The sequence below is a fragment of the Stenotrophomonas sp. STEN013 genome (assembly GCF_056760355.1).
Map to the genome: position 1 here is coordinate 169,315 of NZ_JBRREO010000001.1, position 19,655 is coordinate 188,969.

Genomic DNA, 19,655 nt, shown 5'->3' on the forward strand with positions numbered 1-19,655 from the left:
GCGCCGGCGTCCGTCATGCCTTGCATCATCCACCGGAGCCGCCGATGACCACCGCACAGCTGGAAGCCACCCTGCAACGCGACCTGCCTGCCGCCCGCAATGGCTGCATGCAGTCCTATGGGCGCATCGTGGCGGTCTGCCAGAACACGGTGACGGCGATCGCGCTGGCGATCACCCGTGACGTGCACGCCAGCGAGGACATCGCCCAGGAAGCCTTCATCAAGGCCTGGCAGCAGCTCAACCAGCTCAGCAACACCTCCAGCTTCCTGCCATGGCTGCGGCAGATCACCCGCAATCTTGCCCGTGACTGGCTGCGCGCCAACCGCAACCGCCCGCTCAGCGGTGAGGCGGCCGAGATCGCCATCGGCATGGCCGCCGACCCCTCGCCCAATGGCGCCGACGTACTGATGCGGGTGGAGGAGGAGCTGGCGGCGGCGGAGATCATTTCCGCGCTGCCCGAGGACAGCCGCGAAACCCTGCTGCTGTTCTACCGCGAAGGCCAGAGCTCGCAGCAGGTCGCGCTGCTGCTGGGCCTGAGCGATGCGGCCGTGCGCAAACGCCTGTCCCGCGCCCGCGCCAGCGTGCGCGGGGAGATGCTCAGGCGTTTTGGCGAATTCGCCCGCGCCAGTGCGCCGGGTACGGCGTTCGCGGCAGTCGTCAGTTCGGCGGTGATGTTGGCGGCGCCCGGCACCGCCAGCGCCATTGCCATCGGCAGCATGGCGGGCGCCGGCAAGCTCGGGGCCGGCGGACTGGGCGCCAACACCGTCAGCGGCGGCGCCGCCGGAGGCTCGATCGGTGCCGTCGCCACCAGCTTGATGCACAACCCGCACGACCTCTGGCTGATCGCCGTCGGCATCGGCATCGGCATGCTCACGGCGTGTATTGCCAGCCTGTACCTGCTTCGTTATGCCGAGACCGCCGACGAGCGCGAACGGGTCCGTCGCTTCCTGCGCCTGCACAACGTGACCACCGTGCTGTTCTGCGGCAGCATTCTGGCCGTGGTGGTGCTGAACCTGGGGCTGGCGACAGGCCTGGGCATCATGGCAGCCGGCATGATCGCGTTGAACTACCAGTACCTGGTCACCCTGCCGCGGGTGATGGCACCCATGCTGGCACGCGATGCGGCCCGTCATGGCCGCACTGGACCCAGCTGGGTCTATCGCAGCATGTTCGGCCGCACCGCAATGGTCAGCGCCACCGTGTTCACGGTGGGGGCGGTGTTGTTCTCACTGCTGACCAAGTAAGCCAGCGCACGCAGCTGCTGCATTTCCGGCAAGGTTGAACGCCACACACGCAACACCCCCGCTGAGTCCAGCGGGGGTGTTGTCGTTGGTTGCTTGGCCAGTACCTACTTCGCCGCCGGCGTATGCGAAGGCATTGCGCGATGCGCGCCATGCCCGCCACGCGGGCCATCCTTGCGCGCCGCCTCCAGCTCGGCCGGGCTCAGCTTGCCGTCCTTGTCGGTATCGGCCTTGGCAAACCATTCGGCGCGACGCTGCTCGGCCCGGGCCACGCGATCGGCCTGGTCGATGTAACCGTCCTTGTTGACATCCAGCTTGTCGAAGTGGGCGCGGTACTCGGCGGCGCTGATACGCCCGTCATTGTCCGCATCCATGCCACGCATCATGAAGCCGCCATCGCGACCGCCATGATGACGGCCGTGGCGCATGCCATGGCGGGGTGCCGGCATCTCATCGCGGGCCAGCTTGCCGTCCTTGTTTTTGTCCAGCGCGTCGAAACGCTGGGCCAGACGCGGATGCGCGGCGGCCTCCTGCCGATCAATCACGCCGTCGCCGTTGGCATCCATCCGCGGTGCCATCGGCTTGGACGGGGCCGGACTGGCGGCCACGGCCAGGCCGGTCACGGAGGTTGCCAGCAACGTGGCCAGCAGGAGAAGGGGCTTGCGTCGGGTCATGGTATGACTCCCTGGGGTGGTGGAACGGACGCGACAGTGCGTCCTCGTTACTGTCAACGCGCGGCGGCCTGCGCCGTTGACCGCGAACCGGGCCGTATTCATCACTCAGACAGGCGCAGGATTTGCGACCGCTGGCGGCTATGCTGTGGACATGGCACTGCAAGGCAACCCGAACGAAGAGCTACGCCTGTTCCAGACAGGAGAGCACCCCTGCGGCTACTGGCCGGACCGGCAGGCCCGCGACCTGGTGCTGGACCCGCAGGACGCCCGGCTCGGGGCGCTGTATCCGACCGCGCTGGGCTGGGGCTTTCGCCGTTCCGGGGATCTGGTCTACCGCCCGCACTGCGCCCACTGCCACGCCTGTGTGCCGGTACGAATTCCGGCAGAACGTTTCCTGGCCGACCGCAGCCAGCGCCGCTGCCTGGCACGCAATGCGGATCTGGAATGCCGGGTGGTGCCGGCCGAACGTACCGAGGAACAGTTCGCGCTGTACCAGCGCTATCTGGGCCAGCGGCATGCCAACGGCGGCATGGACAACCACGGTCCGCACGAGTTCGACCAGTTCCTGATCGGCAGCTGGCCGCACAGCCGGTTCCTGGAAATCCGTGCCGCCCGGATCGACGATCAGCGCGGACGCCTGCTGGCGGTGGCGGTCACCGATGTCACCGAGCAGGGGCTGTCGGCGGTCTATACCTTCTTCGACCCGGACGAGCAGGCGCGCAGCCTGGGCACCTACGCGATCCTCCAGCAGATCGCCTGGGCACAGCGCGAATCGCTGCCCCACCTGTACCTGGGCTACTGGATCCGCGGCCACCGCAAGATGGACTACAAGCGCCGCTACCAGCCGCTGGAAGCCTATGACGGCCGGCGCTGGGTCGATTTCGGCGCGTTGCCGGACAGCCCCTGACAAACGCCTGACACCTCAACCGGTACACAATAGCGGCATGAAAGCCCATGCCCTGATCGCCGCCGCTGCCCTGCTGTGCAGCGCCTGCGCACAAACCGACGAGCGGACATCCGCGATGCCCGACACCTCCGCCAGCCAGTTGCGCCTGGCCACCTACAACACCTCGCTGTATTCGGATGAAACCGGCGGACTGATCCGCCAGTTGCAGGGCGACAGCGCGCATGCGCGCAAGATCGCCGCGGTGCTGCAGCAGACCCGCCCGGATCTGGTGCTGCTCAACGAGTTCGATTTCGACGAGGCCCACCGTGCGGCCGACCTGTTCCAGCAGCGCTATCTGGAAGTCGCCCAGCCTGGCGGCGGCCAGCCACTGCACTACGCCTACCGCTACCTGGCCCCGGTCAACACCGGCGTGCCCAGCGGACTGGATCTGGACAACAACGGCGAGATCGGCGGCACCGGCCGCGACCGCGGCAACGATGCCTGGGGCTACGGCCTGCACCCGGGCCAGTACGGCATGCTGGTGCTGTCCCGGTACCCGATCGACGCGGCGGCGGTACGCACTTTCCAGCTGTTGAAGTGGAGCACGATGCCCGGCGCACTGCGCCCGGTCGATCCGGAAAGCGGCGCCCCGTTCTGGAACGATACGGTCTGGTCACAGCTGCGGCTGTCGTCCAAGTCCCACTGGGATGTGCCGGTGAAGACCCCGCTGGGCACCGTGCACGTGCTGGCCTCGCACCCGACTCCGCCGGTGTTCGATGGCAAGGAGAAGCGCAACGCCGCCCGCAACCACGACGAACTGCGGCTGTGGAAGGAATATCTGGATGGCGGCGACAAGCCGTGGCTGTGCGATGACCAGCACCGCTGCGGCGGTCTGGCCGGCGACGCGCGCTTTGTGATCGTCGGTGACCTCAACAATGACCCGGTCGATGGCGATGGCCGGCACGAGGGCATCCTCGAACTGCTCGAACATCCGCGCGTGCTGCGCTACCCCACGCCCAGCAGCAAGGGCGCCGAGGAGACCGGACTGAGGTATGCCGGCAAGGGCCTGCTCCGCCACGGCGCGCCACAGCATGCCACCGGCGATTTCGGCCCGCGCTCGGGCACAATGCGGCTGGACTACGTGCTGCCCTCGACCGGATTCCAGCACGTGGGCAGCGGCGTGTTCTGGCCGGCCAGTGACCGTCACGAGGCGAAGATCGCCGATGGCAGCGACCATCACCTGGTCTGGGTCGACGTGCGCTGACCCGCCTCCACCCTGAACAAAAAACGCCGGCAATCGCCGGCGTTTTTCATTGCGCTGCGGTGTGTGCTCAGCTGCGCAACTCGATGCCGATGGCCGCTGCGGCATCCCGCGCGATCGCACGCGCCTGCTCCACATCCGCCGCGCGCGCCAGAGTCACACCGACCCGGCGCTGGCCTTCCACCACCGGCTTGCCGAACAGGCGCAGTGCCGAATCCGGATGGACCAGTGCTTCGGCCACATTGCTGAAGAACGGAACGCCATGGCCCTGTGCCAGCAACGCGCAGGAGGCCGACGCCCCGTAGTGGCGGATGGTCGGGATCGGCAGGCCGAGAATGGCGCGTGCGTGCAGCGCGAATTCGCTCAGCTCCTGCGACATCAGGGTCACCAGCCCGGTGTCGTGCGGGCGTGGGGAGACCTCGCTGAACCACACCGCGTCGCCCTTCACGAACAACTCCACGCCGAACAGGCCCCAGCCGCCCAGATCGTCGGTGATGGCACGGGCGATCTGCTGCGCACTCTCCAGCGCCCTGGCCGACATCGCCTGCGGCTGCCAGCTCTCGCGGTAATCGCCATCCTTCTGCAGATGCCCGACCGGATCGCAGAACGCGGTGCCCCCCGCATGGCGCACGGTCAGCAGGGTGATCTCGTAATCGAAATCGATGAAGCCTTCGACGATGCAGCGGCCGGCACCGGCGCGGCCGCCGGTCTGCGCGTAGTCCCAGGCCGGGCCGATATCGGCCTCGCTGCGCAGCGTGCTCTGGCCCTTGCCCGAGGACGACATCACCGGCTTGACCACGCACGGCAGGCCGATCGCGGCCACCGCCTCGCGGTACTCGGCCTCGGTATCGACGAAGCGGTACGGCGAGGTCGGCAGGCCCAGGGTTTCGGCCGCCAGCCGGCGGATGCCTTCGCGGTCCATGGTCAGGCGCGCGGCCCGCGCGGTCGGGATCACCCGCAGGCCCTGCGCGGCTTCCAGCTGCACCAGGGTTTCGGTATGGATGGCCTCGATCTCCGGCACCACCAGATGCGGCTGCTCCTTGGCGATCAGCGCCTTCAGCGCGACCGGGTCGAGCATGTCGATGACATGGCTGCGGTGCGCCACCTGCATCGCCGGCGCGTTGGCGTAGCGGTCGGCGGCGATGACCTCCACCCCGAAGCGCTGCAGCTCGATGGCCACTTCCTTGCCCAGTTCGCCGGAACCGAGCAGCAGGACGCGGGTGGCGGACGGAGACAGCGGGGTACCAAGGGTGATCATCAGACGGTTCCGGGAAAGCGCGAAAGAGGGTGCACATTCTAGGCAACCCGGGCGGAAACCGCCCCCGGCGAGCCGTTCCCCGCGCCGCTGCCCGAGGCGTCCGACAGCCCATCAGCAGCGGCAACAGAAACCGCGGCCGTTGGCCCAGACCCAGGCCCGCGCGAAACCCGGTCCCGCTGGAGCAGCACTGCGCCCGCCCGCCACCGGCCCCCACTTGCATGTTGATATCAATTTGATATCTTCCCATCCAACTACCACGGAAGATGTGCCATGAAAGAGAAGTCGATCGGTTCCCTGTCCGGCATTCCCACCCTGCTCGGCACACTCGCGCTGATGCTGGCGGGCGCGGCCGCCATCATTTTCGCCGTGGTACTGACCAAATCCGGCGCGGGTGGCGGTGGCCTGCTGGTACTGGCCGGCATCGTACTGGTGAGCCTGGGCCTCTTCCTGAGCTGCGGCCTGTACATGGTGCAGCCCAACCAGGCCGCGGTGCTGAGCCTGTTCGGCAAGTACGTCGGCACGGTCAAGGACAACGGCCTGCGCTGGAACAACCCCTTCTTCACCAAGCGCAAGATCAGCCAGCGCGTGCGCAATTTCGAGAGCGGCAAGCTCAAGGTCAACGAGCTGGACGGCTCGCCGATCGAGATCGCCGCGGTCATCGTCTGGCAGGTCGTGGACGCCTCCGAGGCGGTCTACAACGTCGACGACTACGAAAGTTTCGTGCATATCCAGTCCGAATCGGCGCTGCGCGCGATGGCCACCAGCTATCCGTACGACCAGCACACCGCTGGCCAGCTCGCGCTGCGCAGCCATGCCGCCGAGATCTCCCAGCACCTGAAAAACGAGTTGGCCGAGCGTCTGGCCGATGCCGGCGTGCAGGTGCTGGACGCCCGCATCAGCCACCTGGCCTACGCCCCGGAAATCGCCCAGGCGATGCTGCAGCGGCAGCAGGCCAGCGCGGTGATCGCCGCCCGCACGCAGATCGTGGCCGGCGCGGTGGGCATGGTCGAAATGGCCCTGCTGGAACTGCAGAAAAATGCCGTGGTGCAGCTGGACGAGGAACGCAAGGCGCAGATGGTCGGCAACCTGCTCACCGTGCTGTGCTCGGATCGTGGCACCCAGCCGATCGTCAACGCCGGCTCGCTGTACTGAACAACATCCTGAGGTGACCGCAGTGAATGTCTTCGCCCCCCTGATCATCGCCGCCACCGGCATTCCGGCGCTGTGCTTCGCGGTGTGGAGCGAACGCCCCGGCACCGCCCACGCCCGCGGCATCGGCCTGCGCTGGGCGCTGATCGCGCTGTGCCTGTTTGTCGGCGGCATTGGTCTCCACCTGGCCGGCGACCAGCAGACCATCGCCTACGGAGTGATCGTCGGGCTGGTGATCGCGGTCAATGCGCTGGGCATCTCGCTGGTGATGCACCTGCGCCGCGGCAGCAATGGAGCGCCACGCCCGTGAGCGAGAAGAAGGCCTATCCGCTGCGCATCAACGCCGAAGTCCTGGCGGCTGCCCAGCGGTGGGCCGACGACGAGCTGCGCAGTCTCAACGCGCAGATCGAGTACGTGATCCGCGACGCCCTGCGCAAGGCCGGGCGCCTGCCCCGCCCCGCACCGGATGATTCGAACAAGGAGGAGTCATGAGCAAGCAGTGGAAGTATCTGGTCGTCAAAGCCGAAACCAGCATGTGGGGCACGTTCAAGCCCGAGAGCCTGCAGGAGCAGCTGGACAAGCATGGGCGCCAGGGGTGGGAGCTGGTGAATGTGGTCCATGCCCTGCCCACCACTTCCTCGCCCACGCTGGTGTTCAAGAAGGAGCAGTGATGACCAGGCTCAACGCGTGGATTGCGGGCACGCTGCTCGCCTTCTCCAGCACCGCCTTTGCCGCGGACCCGGCCGCGTTGGCCACGCGCCTGCTCGACCAGCTCGATGCCGGCCGGTACAGCACCGCCGAGGCGATGTTCTCGCCGCAGATGAAGGACGCGGTTCCGGCCGACAGGCTCAAGGCGGTATGGGAATCGCTGACCGCGCAGCTGGGGGCCGCCGGCAAGCGCGGCGAGGCCCGCACCAGCGAGGAAAGCGGCTATCGCATCGTCATCGTCCCGCTGGACTACGCCAACGGCCAGCTGCAGGCGCGGATCGCATTCGACGAAGACGACCGGATCACCGGCTTTCTGGTGCAACCGGCGGCGCCACCGCCCGCCGCCGCCCCGGCCGCCGATGCCGGTTTCAGCGAACAGGCTTTCAGCGTGCCGGCCCCGCATAGCGCCAAAGCCGCCCTGCCCGGCACGCTGGCACTGCCCAAGGGCCCGGGCCCGTTCCCGGCGGTGGTACTGGTCCATGGCTCCGGCCAGCAGGACCGCGACGAGACCATCGGTCCGAACCGCCCGTTCCTGGATCTCGCCCGCGGCCTGGCCGCGCAGGGCATCGCTGTACTGCGCTACGACAAACGCACTTATGCGCGACCACAGGAGTTCAACGGCACTTTCAGCATCGATGATGAGACCACCGACGATGCCGTCGCCGCCGTGGCGGCGCTGGCTGGCAGCCCGCGGATCGATCCCGACCACATCTATGTGCTCGGCCACAGCCAGGGCGGCCTGCTGGCCGGCCGCATCGCCAACGCCAGCGGCAAGATCGCCGGTCTGGTGCTGCTTGCCGCGCCGGCGCGGCCGATCCTCGATCTGCTGGCCGAACAGAACCGCTACATGGCCGGGCTGGACGGCAGCATCAGCACTGCCGAACAGGCGCAGCTGGACGCGCTGACAGCCGCGATCGCCACCGTCCGCCGCGATCCGGATGCCACGTTGATGAACCTGCCCGGGCGCTTCTGGCAGCAACTGGAACAGGTGGACCCCGTTGCCGATGTCCGCAGCACCGCCCTGCCGGTGTTGCTGCTGCAGGGCGGCCGCGACTTCCAGGTGATCGATGCCGACTGGCAGCGCTGGAACCAGGGACTGCAAGGGGAGCGCTACCAGTTCCGGCATTACCCCGCGCTCAACCATCTGGGTATCACCGGCGAAGGCAAAAGCTCACTGGAGGAATACTCCCGGCCCGGCCATGTGGAGCAGGTGCTGATCGGCGACGTCGCGCGGTGGATCAAGACCCGGCCATGAGACCGCAGACCCCATCGATTCCAGTGCAGTCCATCCCGCTGGCCGCACCGGCGGCGACGTCCCTGCTATGGCTGTGGGGTCCCGTGCTGCTGGTGATCTGCATCAACCCGCTGATCCAGCTGTTCGCAGGCAAGCCCCCCGTCACCGCCGCGTTCGCCTCTTGGGGCCCGTTGCTGGTTCTGCCACTGATCACTGCCGGCTTGACCCTGGCCTACCGGCGGCGTCATCTGCAGCTGGATGTAAGGCGGCTGAAGATCGCCAGCACGCTGTACAGCAAGCAGGTGCCGATCAGTGCCATGCGACTGGACCGCGCCCGCGTGGTCGACTTCGACGAGAACCCGGACTTCAAACCCGCCCTGAAAACCAACGGTTTCCAGATGCCCGGCTTTCGCGCCGGCCACTTCCGGATGAAGGACGGCAACAAGGGCTTCTGCCTGATCACCGACAACCACCGAGTACTGGTGCTGCCCCTGCGCGATGGCAGCAGCGTGCTGCTCAGCCCGGAGCAGCCGCGCGCCCTGCTGGAGGAACTCAAACGGCTGGCCGACAACCTGCCCCGCGCCTAAGCTGCCCCCATGCGCAATGTCCCCCGCCTCCTGATCAACACGCCCGATATCGAGATCTGGCCCGGTGGCCTGCTGCGGGCGCGCAGCAACCACGATGCCCGCCTGCTGTCACAGGCAAGTCACGTGCTGCGCCGCAAGCGCGATGGCCGCTATCTGGCGGTGCAACTGCCGCATGGGCTGATGCCGCTGGTCAGCCGCCTGCAGGCGGAGCCCGGCATCGAACCGGCAATGGCGGCACTGGATGCCACGCTGGCAACCCCGGCCCGTGTGCCGCCACCGGAGGGCGAACTTCCGCTGCACCAGCTGCAGCAGCGTCTGGACCAGCTCGGCCTGCACAGTACCGGCTACGCCAGCCACACCGGCCTGTGGCTGATCGCCGAACCGGCGCACCTGCATCTGGCCGGATTCGACCGCTACCGCCGGCCACTGTGGCTGACCCGTGGCGCCAGCCGTGCCTGGCAGCGCATGCAGCACACCGCCTCCCTTGACGGCATCGCACTGGAGGCGATCTCCGGCTACCGCAGCCATGCCTACCAGCTCGGCATTTTTGAACGCAAGCTGGCGCGCGGCCTGGACGTGGCGCAGATCCTCACCGTCAATGCCGCGCCCGGTTACAGTGAACACCATGGCGGCAACGCGCTGGACATCAGCGCTCCGGACGCGCCGGCGGCCGAGGAGTCGTTCGAACACACCGCCGCCTTCAGCTGGCTGCAGAGACGGGCCGGCGACTTCGGATTCCACATGAGCTATCCGCACGATAACCCGCACGGCATCGTCTACGAGCCTTGGCACTGGTGCTTCCGCCGCATCATTCCCTGAGCGACCTCTGGGCGTCGCCCGCACGGGCCTCGCGCCGGCGTGCCACGCCGGCAGTGGCGATGACCACCAGCGATATCGCCCGCCCTGTTCGCAGGCGCCAGCGTCCTCCGTTTTGCGGGGTAAGCGACGGGCAGGAACCCGCCCGCCGTCGCCGCGCCCATCCGCCGCATCGTCTGCCGCCAGCATGCAGACTCGCTCGTTGCCAGGAACCGGCGCGCGGGCCGTTGGCGCTGCCGATCGCGCTGACGCCTGCAAACGACCGGTTTCCGCACGTGAGGCTTCGGGGAAATCGGCTATCCGCCACAGGGACCGGATGGCCCAGCTGCGATCCAGGCCCCGGCGCTCGCCCCGGGCCGGCAGTGCGCGCGGCGTGGGCGACGTGGGCGGCGCTGCGCTCCCGTCCACCCGTTGCACTTTCTTGCCGATGCCATGGCCGTCGATGGGCAGGATATCGGTCCGGCCCAGCGGGAACATCGGCAGCATCGCCACCGCCCAGCCTTGGCCGCCGCGGATCGGCCCCAGTCGCCTGATCCCGACTCCAGCGCGGTGATCACGCAGCGGATGGGGATGCGCAAGGCCGGGGTCGAACCCGCGTCGACGGCGGGACCTGACGTCAGCGCCGCAGCGCGGCAATGGCCAGCAGCACCCAGCCGCCCATCAGCAACATGCCGCCCGCGGGCGCCAGCCGCGTCGTCCAGCCCGCCAGCACCCCGGCGGCCAGACTGCCGGAAAATAGCAGCACCCCCAGCAGCAGCACGTACAGCGCACTTCGCCCCAGGGTGTTCAGCGAGGCCGGGCCGAGTATCGCCAGCACTGCGCCATGCCCGAACAGGTACAGCGCGGCAGTGTTGAGGTTCGACTGCGCCAGTGGCTCATTGAGCCCATGTGACGCGTAGGCCGAAAGACCGATGGCCAGCGCCGCCAGCAGCCCGCCACTGAACGCCAGGAAAGAAGATTTGCGCGCACGTCGTTCCAGCCCCAGCATCATTCCACTTCTCCACTTGCGCCTTGGCGCGGCTAAAAAAAAACGCGCCGCAAGAAGCGGCGCGTTTCAGGGCAGATCAGTTCATCCGCTGTGACAGCGAATTACTTCACCGACCAGTAAACGTCATACGTACCGTCAGTGGTGAACGCCTTGTCGACGCCACCCTTCCAGGATTCGTACGGACGGTCGATCACTTCGTTGCCGTGGGTGGTCGCCCAGGCACGCAGTGCGTTGCGCGCGATATCCAGGCCCGCCATGTGACCGGCGTAGGAAGCGAAGGCCGAACGGTGCGCCGGAACGTGCGAATACGTCACCGGGTTGCCGGCCGGAATCTTCACGTTCAACTTGCCGTCGGTCGCAGCCACCGCGGCCGGAGCTTCGGTCTTGGCAGCATCACCTTCCTGCTTGTCGGCAGCGGCGGCGGCACCACTCTTCTTGCGGACCGGCTGGGCCACGTCGAAGGCGTACTTGTCAGCGGCAAAGTCGGTGGTGACGATGCGCACCGGACCGGCAGCTTCCAAGCCATTGGCCTCCATCGTGCGCTTGATCCATTCCTGGTTGTCCTGGATGGACTTGCGGATGGTGTCGTTGTTGCGATCGATGTTGCCGGCATTGACGACCAGCAGATCCTCGGCCGGAACGTCAACGATCTTCAGATCGGTCAACGGGGCTTCGGCAGCGCGGTAGTCGACGTTCGGCACCGTCGCCAGCATGTTGGCCATGCGTGACAGACCCAGCTTGACGTCATCACCGATATGGCGGCTCACGTACAGGCCGGCGTAACGACCAAACAGGTCCATGCCGTACTTGACGGAGTAGTCCTGGGTGATCTTGACGTTGCGGTCGTTCTTGCCAGTCGGCTCAAGAGTGAAGGTGGTGACCTTGTCGTGGCCCCGGGTCGGGTCCTCGATGGCGATACGCACCAGCTTGTTCTTTTCGCTTTCCTTGATTTCCCAGCTGCCGCTACCCAGCGCGCTGTCCTTGGAGCTGTAATCCAGGCGGGCACCGACGCCGGCGTCCGGACCGCTGAGCTTCAGTTCCATGCCCTTGTCGCGCAGCACCAGCGGATTCCAGTCCTTGAAACGGCGTAGGCTGTTGACCGTGTCATACACGATCGTCATCTTGCGGTTGGTTTCGATGCTTTCAGAAATATGGCGCTCGCCCGGCAGGCACACGCCAATGATGACGAACAGGCCAGCCACGATCCCCAGGGCAATCAGGAACTCGATAATACGGGTCATTCAGAGAGTCTCCGTGGCCGATCCCACGGCCGGGTTGATTGAAGCGAAGCCCCCATCCTATCAGGCTTTGCGCAGGTTGTTGACAGAATTGACGCACCGGTTTCCCTGCCTGGTACGGAACATGGGTTGAGGGCTGCAAAGCGCGGCGTTCCGCTCCCGGATCAGGAGCCCCGCCACCGGCGGACCCGACACGGCCGAGGGCCGATTGCGGCTATTTTCCATCCTCACCGGACCCTAACGCCAGCACGGAAACCGGCCGGGCCCGATTTTTCACTCCCACCACTTCAGACCAGCTGGAGTTCGAAGGCTTTGAGCACCGCCCGCGTGCGGTCGCGCACCCCCAGCTTGGACAGGATGTTGGACACGTGGTTCTTGATGGTGCCTTCGGCCACGCCCAGCGAGTTGGCGATCTCCTTGTTGGAGAAACCGCTGGCCATCAGCCGCAGGATTTCGGTCTCGCGGTCGGTCAGCGGATCGGGGCGGTCCAGGCTGACAAATTCGTTGCGCATGTGCTCCAGCCCCGACAGCAGCCGCTGGGTGACGGCCGGCTGCACCAGCGAGCCGCCATCGGCGACGGTGCGGATCGCACCGACCAGCTGCTCCAGGGTCACATCCTTGAGCAGGTAGCCCTTGGCCCCGGCCTTGAGCCCGGCCAGCACCAGCTGGTCGTCATCGAAGGTCGTCAGGATGATCGCCGGCGGCAACTGGCCCAGCCGCGACAGCGTCTGCAGCGCCTCCAGGCCGGACATCACCGGCATGCGCATGTCCATCAGCACCACATCGGGCGCGACCTGCGGAATGATCTCCACCGCCTGGCGGCCATCGGTGGCCTCGGCCACCACCTCGATACTGTCATCCAGCGCCAGCAGCGAACGGATGCCCTGCCGTACCAGGGTTTGGTCATCGACCAGGCAGACACGGATCATCAACTCACTCCTTGGGGCCCGGAGGCCAGCATCATATTGGTTACGCCCGGCAATGAGGCGCGAAGACGGAAGCCCTCACCGCGCCGCATGGACACCTCCAGCGCCCCCCCATATTGAACCAGGCGCTCACGCATGCCACGCAGACCATTGCCCGGCAGTATCTCGTCCACCTCACCACCGATCCCGTCATCATGCGCGACGATCACGACCTGACCATCTTCCCGATGGACCCGGATCCACAGGTTGCGGGCACCGGCGTGGCGCACCGCGTTGGTGATGATCTCCTGGGTACAGCGCAGCAGCACATGGGCGCGCTCGGGGTCCTCCACGTTCAACGGCTCGTCCATCTCCAGATGGATGTCCAGCGAGGGCACCCGCTCGGTCAGCGGCCGCAGCGCCGCCGCCAGATCGATCGCGCCGCTCTCCCGCAGCTGGCTCACAGCTTCGCGCACGTCGGTCAACAACAGTTTGGCCAGCGTATGCGCCTGACGGACATGCTCCTGGGCCTGGCCCTCGGTGATATGTCCGGCCACTTCCAGATTCAGGCTCAGCGCGGTCAGGTGGTGGCCCAGCAGATCATGCAGCTCGCGCGAGATGCGGGTGCGCTCATTGACCCGGGCGCTTTCGGCCAGCAATAGACGGGTGGCCCGCAGCTCCGCATTCAGCCGGCGCTGCTCCTCCCGTGCCTGGGTCTGCTGGCGCGCCACCAGGCTGGTGACGAACAGGAACATGGAGAAACCGCCGTACAGCAGCGACTGCAGCAGGGCCTCGAACAACGGCAGGCCGAGGATCAGGTTGTAGACCGGGAACACCGCCAACTGGCTCAGGACCAGCCAGACGATCCCCACCCGCTTGCTCAGCAGCCACGGAATCACCCCGGCAGCCACCATCATCAGGATGCTGCCCAGACCGGTGGCCGAGAGATAACTCACCGCCAGCGCCGAAACCGTCAGCACCAGCAGCACCGTGCGGTCATACCAGTTGGTATGGCCGGAGGCTTTCAGCCCGCGGGTGAGCCAGAAGTAGCAGCCGCCGAACACCAGATAGGCCACAAACAGCCACGCCGCCTCTCCGGCCGCCGGCTGCGCCACGCCCTCCTCCGGCGCGTACTGGGTGTAGATCAACGGCAGGCTGACCAGCGCCCAGGTGAAAAGGCCGGCCAGGCGGAGAACGCGGGTGTGGCTGAGGTATCCCAACATCCCGGCATAGTAAGGATATGCGGCAGGTTGCGCCCTCCCTCGGAAGTCATGCCCGCGCCGGCTCGCCCGGCTCCGGCCACCCATGCGATAATTCGCCGCACAGCCTCCACAGGCCGACCGTTTTACCCCACGGAGTCACAATGTCGATTGTCATCCGCGACGTGCTCGAGCATGAGCTCGATTCCGTTCTGGCACTGAACAACAATGCCGGCTTGGCGATCCTCCCGCTGGACGCGGCAAAACTCCGCCGTTTCTACGAAACCGCCGAATATTTCCGGGTGGCCGAGCGCGATGGCAACCTGGCCGGGTTCCTCGTCGGCTATGGCAGCGGCAGCGCCCATGACAGCTGCAACTACGCGTGGTTCCAGCAGCGCTATCCCAGCTTCTTCTATATCGACCGCATCGTGGTGGCCAGCCGTCGCCGCGGCGGTGGCGTGGGCCGCGCGTTCTATGCCGATGCGCAGAGCTATGCGGAACTTCGCTATCCACAGATGGCCTGCGAGGTGTTCCTGGACCATGGCGCCGACGCCGCACTGCTCTTCCATGGCAGTTTCGGCTTCCGCGAAGTCGGCCAGAACACCATGCCCGACGTGGACGTGCGCACCAGCATGCTGCTCAAGGACCTGTGCAGCTACGAATGGGTGCATCAAACCTATGGCGACAACCTGCCCGACGTACCGTGGGTGGGCCACACACGCCGACCGCTGCAGCAGCGGCCGACGGGAACTTGAGATGGCAGTGAATTTGGATTTCGAACAGGCGGGTGAACTGAAAATCGGGCAGGTCGGCATTGCCAACCTGCGCATCCGCACCCTGGATGTGGAGCGCCTGAGCCAGGAAATGCGTGATCGCGTCACCCGCGCCCCCAAGCTGTTCGGACGCGCGGCGGTGATTCTGGATTTCGGCGGGCTCAGCCAGGTGCCGGATCTGGCGACCGCACAGGCTTTGTTGAACGGACTGCGTGAGGCAGGCGTGCTGCCGGTGGCATTGGCCTATGGCACCCAGGACACCGAAGTGCTGGCCCAACAGCTGGGGCTGCCCCTGCTGGCCAAGTTCCGCGCCCAGTACGAGCGCGCTGATGCCGAACCGGCCGCAGCGCCCGCGCCGCAACGCCGTGCGCCGGAACCTGCGCCTGCAGCGCCCGTCCCCGCCGCAGCGCCCGCGCAGCCAGGACGCATGCAACTGGGCACGGTCCGCTCGGGCCAGCAGCTGTATGCCGAAAACTGCGACCTGACTGTACTTTCAACCGTGGGTGCCGGTGCCGAGGTGATCGCCGACGGCAGCATCCATATCTACGGTACGCTGCGCGGCCGGGCATTGGCCGGCGCGCAAGGCAACACCGCGGCACGCATTTTCTGCCGCGACTTCCACGCTGAACTGGTCGCCATTGCTGGACGTTATAAGGTGCTGGACGATATTCCCGACACCCTGCGCGGCAAAGCCGTGCAGGTGTGGCTGGAACAGGACCAGATCATGATTGCCGCGCTGGATTGACGCGGCCCAAAACGAATACCCAGGAGAAGTCCTTTGGCTGAAATCATCGTAGTCACCTCCGGCAAAGGCGGCGTCGGCAAGACCACCTCCAGCGCCAGCCTCGCCTGCGGGCTCGCCCGTCGCGGCAAGAAAGTCGCCGTCATCGACTTCGACGTGGGCCTGCGCAACCTCGACCTGATCATGGGCTGCGAGCGCCGCGTGGTGTACGACTTCGTCAACGTTGTCCACGGCGAAGCCACACTGAAGCAGGCCATGATCAAGGACAAGCGCTTTGACAACCTGTACGTGCTGGCCGCCTCGCAGACCCGCGACAAGGACGCACTGAACAAGGAAGGCGTGGAGAAGGTACTCAAGGACCTGGCTGCCGACGGCTTCGATTTCATCATCTGCGACTCGCCGGCCGGCATCGAGAAGGGCGCATTCCTGGCGATGTACTTCGCCGACCGCGCCGTGGTGGTGGTGAACCCGGAAGTGTCGTCGGTGCGCGACTCGGACCGCATCATCGGCCTGCTCGACTCCAAGACCGCCCGCGCCGAAGCCGGCAAGGACGTCCCGGCCTACCTGCTGCTGACGCGCTACAGCGCGCCGCGCGTGGAAACCGGCGAGATGCTCAGCATTGCCGACGTGGAGGAAGTGCTGGGCCTGAAAGCCATTGGCGTCATTCCCGAGTCCGGCGACGTGCTCAATGCATCCAACAAGGGCGAACCGGTGATCCTGGACAGCGAATCCCCGGCCGGCCAGGCCTACGAGGACGCGGTCAGCCGCATCCTTGGCGAGGAGCGCCCGATGCGCTTCATTTCGGTTGAGAAAAAGGGCTTCTTCAGCAAGCTGTTTGGAGGATAAGCATGGGACTGCTCGACTTCCTGAAACAGAAGAAGAACACCGCCGAAACCGCGAAAAACCGCCTGCAGATCATCATCGCGCAGGAACGCAGCACCCGTGGCGGCCCCGACTACCTGCCACTGCTGCAGCGCGAACTGCTGGAAGTGATCAAGAAGTACGTCAATATCGACGCCGATGCGGTCAAGGTCGACCTCGTCAAGGATGGCGCCAACGACGTGCTCGACATCTCCGTCGCCCTGCCTGACGACAAGTGATCTCCACCCGGCGGCGCTGGCCGCCGGGAGTGTGCCTTCCGTGAACCCATCCCCCCTCTCCGGGCCAGACGTGGCCGTGACCTGTGTCGGCGATATCCAGTGGAGCGATGCCGTCGCGCTGCTCGCCGGTCATGGCCTGCGCCTGAACCATATCGCCGCCGGCGGGACGATCCCGGGCAGCTACTGGGGCGAGCCGGAAGCCGGCATCATCGGCAGCGACGTGTACGTGCGTGATGACACTCCCGTGCATTCGATGTTGCACGAGGCCTGCCACCTGATCGTGCTGCCGCCGGAGCGTCGCGCCCTGGTGCATACCGATGCCACCGATTCGGTGGCCGAGGAAGATGCCACCTGCTATCTGCAGATCGTGCTGGCCGGACAGCTGCCCGGCGTCGGCAGCACGCGCCTGATGGCCGACATGGATACGTGGGGATACACGTATCGACTGGGGTCTACCCGGGCGTGGTTCGAGCAGGATGCCGAAGACGCCAGGGCGTGGCTGATCGAACGCGGCTTGCTGGACGCGTAAAACCGCCCCATCCCCCGGTAAAACATGGCGCGCGGCAACGAGCCACGTCGCACCGGCGTCGCACAATCAGCCCGTTGCGGTTCGCGCAGGAGGGCCAGGAACTCCAGGCGTAGCTGATCGGCCCCCGCTTGCCTGCCGCGCAAAGCCACCGCCTCGGCCAGACGCGGGCGCCTGGCGAGGCGATGGACTCCATCGGCGCCTCGCGATCAGTGTGGCGCCCGCGCCGGCTGCGATGCGCGCATATCCAGCACCACGCGGGTACCGCGCTCCGGCTGCGAGTGGATATCCAGCGTCCAGCCCAGGTGGCCGCACAGTCGCGCAATCAGATCCAGCCCGATGCCCGCGCTCGGATCGCGCTCGCCCCGGGCCATCCGCGCGTACAGCTGGGCGACCTCTTCCGGACTCATGCCGTGACCCGGATCTTCAATGGTGACCAGCGCCTGCGCAGAAACACCCAGGCGGATCACGCCACGGTCGCTGTTCTCGATCGCGTTGCGCAGCAGGTTGCCGATCGCCGCCTGCACCACGCCCAGCGGCGCCAGGATCTGGCACGGCTCGGCCTGCACCAGTTGCAGCTGCAGCTCCTTGCCATTGGCCAGATGGCGATGGTCCTCGATGATCTCCGGCACCAGCTGCTCCAGCGCCAGCAGTTCGCTCATCGCCGCCAGCCGGGCCGGATCGCGCGCCAGCACCAGCAGCAGCTGGATCAGCTGCTCGACGCCGGATGCGGTGCCACGGATGCGCTGCAGCTGCTGGCGTGCCCGCGCCGGCAACTGCGGCTGTTCCAGGGCCAGTTCGGCGGCACCGGTGATGACGGCGATGGGCGTGCGCAGTTCGTGGCTGGCGGTGCTGATGAACATCCGCTCGCGCTCGACGAAATGCTCGTTGCGCTGCAGATAGTCGTTCAGCGCGCCGGCGATCACTTCCAGCTCGGCACTGCCCCGCTTGTCGACCTGCACCTGCTGGCCACGCCGCTCCGGACGCAGGTGGCCGATGTCCTGGGCCAGGACCGACAACGGCCGCACCAGCCGGTTCATGCCTACCCAGGCCATCAGCAAGGTGACCAGCAGCAGCGCCACGCCCGCCAGCAGCGCCCAGCGGGTGACGAAATGCTCCAGCGCCGCGAAATCGGTGATGTCCAGCACCAGCATCACGCGGCCGAAATCATCGGTGTCGCGCACCATCGCCGCCGCGTTCCGGCCGGCCAGCAGCGCGCCGTCATGCAGACCCGGCGTCAGATGCGCCAGTGTTTCCGGAATGCCCTTTTCATCGTGCTCGCGGAACAGGTGCAAGGTGTCCGAATCCTGCCAGCGATAGTCCGGATCGCTGCGCATGTGGCCGATGACACTGTCCAGCTCGGTGTTCAGCAGCGCGCGCCACACCGCATGTTCGGCCCGCTCATGCACATAGTTGGCCGCGCTGAACACCGCCAGCGTCACCAGCGCCACATACACCGCCAGCCAGCCCAGCAATTTGCGCCGCAGCGTGGGCCGGGTCACGACGGGAGGCTGCCGGTCGCCGGTGCCGACAGCCGATAACCCACACGCGGCAGGGTGTGCAGCAGCTTCTGCTCGAACGGACCATCCACCGCACGCCGCAGCTCGTAGATATGCGAGCGCAGCATGTCGCCATCGGGCGGTTCCTCGCCCCACAGCGCGTATTCGAGCTGGTCGCGCGTCACCGCCGCGGGACTGGCGCGCATCAGCACTTCCAGCAATTTGCGGCAGGCCGGATACAGGTGCAGCACCTGGCCGCCGCGCCGGGCCTCCAGCGTGCCCAGGTCCAGCCGCAGATCGTGCACTTCCAGCACCTTGCGCGGATTGCGCCCCCGCATGCGCGCGAGCACCGCATCCAGCCGCACCTCCAGCTCGGGCAGCGCGAAGGGTTTGGTCAGATAGTCGTCGGCACCGGCACGGAAGCCGGCAATCTTGTCCGGCAGCTCGTCACGCGCGGTGAGCATGATCACAGGCACCTCGGAGCGGTGCTCCTCGCGCAGCTTGCGCAGCACCTCCGGCCCCTCCATGCGCGGCAGCATCCAGTCCAGCAGGATCGCGTCGTAGGACTGGGTTATCGCCAGATGCAGGCCGGTGACGCCGTCCGGGGCCACGTCCAGCACATGCCCGCGCGCCTCGAAGTACTCGAACAGGTTGGCGATCAGGTTGCGATTGTCTTCGATGACCAGCAGCCGCATGGGCGGAACCTTTGCAAAGCCCCGCCAGCGGCGGGTATCGGCCGATATCGTAGACGCGGGGTGGTCAGAATGTCGTCGAAACAGGTAACAATGGTTGCGACACGCTTCCCACGTCGTCCCCGCGATCATCGCGCCTGTCCTTCCGAGAACGAGTCGCCCGTGCGCCCAACACCTTC

At 66.7% G+C, this 19,655-nt stretch carries 23 protein-coding genes; 15 read left to right on the top strand and 8 right to left on the bottom strand.

Annotated elements, in window-relative coordinates; genetic code table 11:
- Positions 1–44 precede the first annotated feature (44 nt).
- Entirely contained in the window at positions 45–1,244 is a 1,200-nt protein-coding gene (locus ACVOMH_RS00765) for an RNA polymerase sigma factor (protein ID WP_481550726.1), read from the top strand.
- 104 nt (positions 1,245–1,348) lie between these two features.
- Here ACVOMH_RS00765 and ACVOMH_RS00770 read toward each other — a convergent pair whose 3' ends face one another.
- Positions 1,349–1,915, bottom strand: coding sequence for an EF-hand domain-containing protein (locus ACVOMH_RS00770; protein WP_481550727.1), 567 nt, complete (start codon positions 1,913–1,915; stop codon positions 1,349–1,351).
- A gap of 151 nt (positions 1,916–2,066) precedes the next feature.
- Between ACVOMH_RS00770 and ACVOMH_RS00775 the strand changes: the two genes are divergently transcribed.
- Together ACVOMH_RS00775 and ACVOMH_RS00780 are read left to right on the top strand one after the other, a co-directional pair.
- Positions 2,067–2,822 (top strand): arginyltransferase, encoded by a 756-nt coding sequence (locus ACVOMH_RS00775; RefSeq protein WP_481550728.1) that lies wholly within the window; start codon positions 2,067–2,069, stop codon positions 2,820–2,822.
- A 37-nt stretch (positions 2,823–2,859) separates the two neighbouring features.
- Positions 2,860–4,065 carry an endonuclease/exonuclease/phosphatase family protein gene (locus ACVOMH_RS00780; protein ID WP_481550729.1) on the top strand — a complete coding sequence of 402 codons (1,206 nt, stop codon included), beginning with the start codon at positions 2,860–2,862 and terminating at the stop codon, positions 4,063–4,065.
- Positions 4,066–4,132: 67 nt separating this feature from the next.
- On the opposite strand, the gene purT is transcribed toward ACVOMH_RS00780, so the two are convergent.
- Positions 4,133–5,320, bottom strand: a complete 1,188-nt coding sequence (purT, locus tag ACVOMH_RS00785; protein ID WP_481550730.1) for a formate-dependent phosphoribosylglycinamide formyltransferase — start codon at positions 5,318–5,320, stop codon at positions 4,133–4,135.
- 270 nt (positions 5,321–5,590) lie between these two features.
- Here purT and ACVOMH_RS00790 point away from each other — a divergent pair, with 270 nt between their 5' ends.
- The 7 genes from ACVOMH_RS00790 to ACVOMH_RS00820 are packed head-to-tail and all read left to right on the top strand — an operon-like array spanning position 5,591 to position 9,817.
- Positions 5,591–6,472, top strand: a complete 882-nt coding sequence (locus tag ACVOMH_RS00790; protein ID WP_481550731.1) for an SPFH domain-containing protein — start codon at positions 5,591–5,593, stop codon at positions 6,470–6,472.
- Positions 6,473–6,494: 22 nt separating this feature from the next.
- Positions 6,495–6,779, top strand: a complete 285-nt coding sequence (locus ACVOMH_RS00795; protein ID WP_481550732.1) for a hypothetical protein — start codon at positions 6,495–6,497, stop codon at positions 6,777–6,779.
- Positions 6,776–6,961, top strand: a complete 186-nt coding sequence (locus tag ACVOMH_RS00800; protein WP_054660374.1) for a type II toxin-antitoxin system antitoxin — start codon at positions 6,776–6,778, stop codon at positions 6,959–6,961. The genes ACVOMH_RS00795 and ACVOMH_RS00800 overlap by 4 nt, the downstream gene beginning before the upstream one ends.
- The gene (locus ACVOMH_RS00805) at positions 6,958–7,140 is read left to right on the top strand and encodes a DUF4177 domain-containing protein (protein WP_054660372.1); all 183 of its coding nucleotides are present in this window, start codon (positions 6,958–6,960) and stop codon (positions 7,138–7,140) included. Before ACVOMH_RS00800 ends, ACVOMH_RS00805 begins: the two co-directional genes overlap by 4 nt.
- Positions 7,140–8,432 carry an alpha/beta hydrolase gene (locus ACVOMH_RS00810; protein ID WP_481550733.1) on the top strand — a complete coding sequence of 431 codons (1,293 nt, stop codon included), beginning with the start codon at positions 7,140–7,142 and terminating at the stop codon, positions 8,430–8,432. The genes ACVOMH_RS00805 and ACVOMH_RS00810 overlap by 1 nt, the downstream gene beginning before the upstream one ends.
- A complete protein-coding gene (locus tag ACVOMH_RS00815; protein ID WP_481550734.1) occupies positions 8,429–8,998 on the top strand; it encodes a PH domain-containing protein in 570 nt (189 codons plus the stop codon). The genes ACVOMH_RS00810 and ACVOMH_RS00815 overlap by 4 nt, the downstream gene beginning before the upstream one ends.
- 9 nt (positions 8,999–9,007) lie before the next feature.
- On the top strand, positions 9,008–9,817 hold the full coding sequence (locus tag ACVOMH_RS00820) for a M15 family metallopeptidase (protein ID WP_481550735.1): 810 nt from the start codon (positions 9,008–9,010) through the stop codon (positions 9,815–9,817).
- Positions 9,818–10,430: 613 nt separating this feature from the next.
- Here the strand turns inward: ACVOMH_RS00820 and ACVOMH_RS00825 are convergent.
- From ACVOMH_RS00825 to ACVOMH_RS00840, 4 genes are all read right to left on the bottom strand, one after another.
- On the bottom strand, positions 10,431–10,802 hold the full coding sequence (locus tag ACVOMH_RS00825; protein ID WP_054659610.1) for a DUF423 domain-containing protein: 372 nt from the start codon (positions 10,800–10,802) through the stop codon (positions 10,431–10,433).
- A 101-nt stretch (positions 10,803–10,903) separates the two neighbouring features.
- Complete coding sequence (locus ACVOMH_RS00830; RefSeq protein WP_481523633.1) at positions 10,904–12,043, bottom strand: polyketide cyclase; 1,140 nt, start codon at positions 12,041–12,043, stop codon at positions 10,904–10,906.
- Positions 12,044–12,327: 284 nt separating this feature from the next.
- A complete protein-coding gene (locus ACVOMH_RS00835; RefSeq protein ID WP_054659606.1) occupies positions 12,328–12,969 on the bottom strand; it encodes a response regulator in 642 nt (213 codons plus the stop codon).
- On the bottom strand, positions 12,969–14,168 hold the full coding sequence (locus ACVOMH_RS00840) for a sensor histidine kinase (protein ID WP_054659605.1): 1,200 nt from the start codon (positions 14,166–14,168) through the stop codon (positions 12,969–12,971). The genes ACVOMH_RS00835 and ACVOMH_RS00840 overlap by 1 nt, the downstream gene beginning before the upstream one ends.
- 140 nt (positions 14,169–14,308) lie before the next feature.
- Here ACVOMH_RS00840 and ACVOMH_RS00845 point away from each other — a divergent pair, with 140 nt between their 5' ends.
- The 5 genes from ACVOMH_RS00845 to ACVOMH_RS00865 are packed head-to-tail and all read left to right on the top strand — an operon-like array spanning position 14,309 to position 17,288.
- Positions 14,309–14,899: a GNAT family N-acetyltransferase gene (locus ACVOMH_RS00845; RefSeq protein WP_054659603.1), complete on the top strand. Its 591-nt coding sequence runs from the start codon at positions 14,309–14,311 to the stop codon at positions 14,897–14,899.
- Position 14,900: 1 nt separating this feature from the next.
- Positions 14,901–15,662 carry a septum site-determining protein MinC gene (gene minC, locus ACVOMH_RS00850; RefSeq protein WP_481523634.1) on the top strand — a complete coding sequence of 254 codons (762 nt, stop codon included), beginning with the start codon at positions 14,901–14,903 and terminating at the stop codon, positions 15,660–15,662.
- A 33-nt stretch (positions 15,663–15,695) separates the two neighbouring features.
- Positions 15,696–16,505 (top strand): septum site-determining protein MinD, encoded by an 810-nt coding sequence (gene minD / locus ACVOMH_RS00855; protein WP_054659532.1) that lies wholly within the window; start codon positions 15,696–15,698, stop codon positions 16,503–16,505.
- Between the two features lie 2 nt (positions 16,506–16,507).
- A complete protein-coding gene (minE, locus tag ACVOMH_RS00860; RefSeq protein ID WP_054659534.1) occupies positions 16,508–16,759 on the top strand; it encodes a cell division topological specificity factor MinE in 252 nt (83 codons plus the stop codon).
- Positions 16,707–17,288 carry a hypothetical protein gene (locus tag ACVOMH_RS00865; protein WP_481550736.1) on the top strand — a complete coding sequence of 194 codons (582 nt, stop codon included), beginning with the start codon at positions 16,707–16,709 and terminating at the stop codon, positions 17,286–17,288. Before minE ends, ACVOMH_RS00865 begins: the two co-directional genes overlap by 53 nt.
- Before the next feature lie 206 nt (positions 17,289–17,494).
- On the opposite strand, the gene ACVOMH_RS00870 is transcribed toward ACVOMH_RS00865, so the two are convergent.
- Together ACVOMH_RS00870 and ACVOMH_RS00875 are read right to left on the bottom strand one after the other, a co-directional pair.
- The gene (locus tag ACVOMH_RS00870; protein ID WP_481550737.1) at positions 17,495–18,787 is read right to left on the bottom strand and encodes a sensor histidine kinase; all 1,293 of its coding nucleotides are present in this window, start codon (positions 18,785–18,787) and stop codon (positions 17,495–17,497) included.
- The gene (locus tag ACVOMH_RS00875; RefSeq protein ID WP_054659540.1) at positions 18,784–19,479 is read right to left on the bottom strand and encodes a response regulator transcription factor; all 696 of its coding nucleotides are present in this window, start codon (positions 19,477–19,479) and stop codon (positions 18,784–18,786) included. Before ACVOMH_RS00875 ends, ACVOMH_RS00870 begins: the two co-directional genes overlap by 4 nt.
- Between the last annotated feature and the right edge of the window lie 176 nt (positions 19,480–19,655).

Bases quoted from the DNA above. Each gene is read 5' to 3' on its own strand.
- ACVOMH_RS00875 (WP_054659540.1), bottom strand. From the start codon at position 19,479: ATGCGGCTGCTGGTCATCGAAGACAATCGCAACCTGATCGCCAACCTG.
- ACVOMH_RS00770 (WP_481550727.1), bottom strand. From the start codon at position 1,915: ATGACCCGACGCAAGCCCCTTCTCCTGCTGGCCACGTTGCTGGCAACC.
- purT (WP_481550730.1), bottom strand. From the start codon at position 5,320: ATGATCACCCTTGGTACCCCGCTGTCTCCGTCCGCCACCCGCGTCCTG.
- ACVOMH_RS00775 (WP_481550728.1), top strand. From the start codon at position 2,067: ATGGCACTGCAAGGCAACCCGAACGAAGAGCTACGCCTGTTCCAGACA.
- ACVOMH_RS00835 (WP_054659606.1), bottom strand. From the start codon at position 12,969: ATGATCCGTGTCTGCCTGGTCGATGACCAAACCCTGGTACGGCAGGGC.
- minE (WP_054659534.1), top strand. From the start codon at position 16,508: ATGGGACTGCTCGACTTCCTGAAACAGAAGAAGAACACCGCCGAAACC.
- ACVOMH_RS00820 (WP_481550735.1), top strand. From the start codon at position 9,008: ATGCGCAATGTCCCCCGCCTCCTGATCAACACGCCCGATATCGAGATC.
- ACVOMH_RS00815 (WP_481550734.1), top strand. From the start codon at position 8,429: ATGAGACCGCAGACCCCATCGATTCCAGTGCAGTCCATCCCGCTGGCC.
- ACVOMH_RS00780 (WP_481550729.1), top strand. From the start codon at position 2,860: ATGAAAGCCCATGCCCTGATCGCCGCCGCTGCCCTGCTGTGCAGCGCC.
- ACVOMH_RS00865 (WP_481550736.1), top strand. From the start codon at position 16,707: ATGGCGCCAACGACGTGCTCGACATCTCCGTCGCCCTGCCTGACGACA.
- ACVOMH_RS00825 (WP_054659610.1), bottom strand. From the start codon at position 10,802: ATGCTGGGGCTGGAACGACGTGCGCGCAAATCTTCTTTCCTGGCGTTC.
- ACVOMH_RS00840 (WP_054659605.1), bottom strand. From the start codon at position 14,168: ATGTTGGGATACCTCAGCCACACCCGCGTTCTCCGCCTGGCCGGCCTT.
- minC (WP_481523634.1), top strand. From the start codon at position 14,901: ATGGCAGTGAATTTGGATTTCGAACAGGCGGGTGAACTGAAAATCGGG.
- ACVOMH_RS00845 (WP_054659603.1), top strand. From the start codon at position 14,309: ATGTCGATTGTCATCCGCGACGTGCTCGAGCATGAGCTCGATTCCGTT.
- ACVOMH_RS00830 (WP_481523633.1), bottom strand. From the start codon at position 12,043: ATGACCCGTATTATCGAGTTCCTGATTGCCCTGGGGATCGTGGCTGGC.
- ACVOMH_RS00765 (WP_481550726.1), top strand. From the start codon at position 45: ATGACCACCGCACAGCTGGAAGCCACCCTGCAACGCGACCTGCCTGCC.
- ACVOMH_RS00810 (WP_481550733.1), top strand. From the start codon at position 7,140: ATGACCAGGCTCAACGCGTGGATTGCGGGCACGCTGCTCGCCTTCTCC.
- ACVOMH_RS00805 (WP_054660372.1), top strand. From the start codon at position 6,958: ATGAGCAAGCAGTGGAAGTATCTGGTCGTCAAAGCCGAAACCAGCATG.
- ACVOMH_RS00790 (WP_481550731.1), top strand. From the start codon at position 5,591: ATGAAAGAGAAGTCGATCGGTTCCCTGTCCGGCATTCCCACCCTGCTC.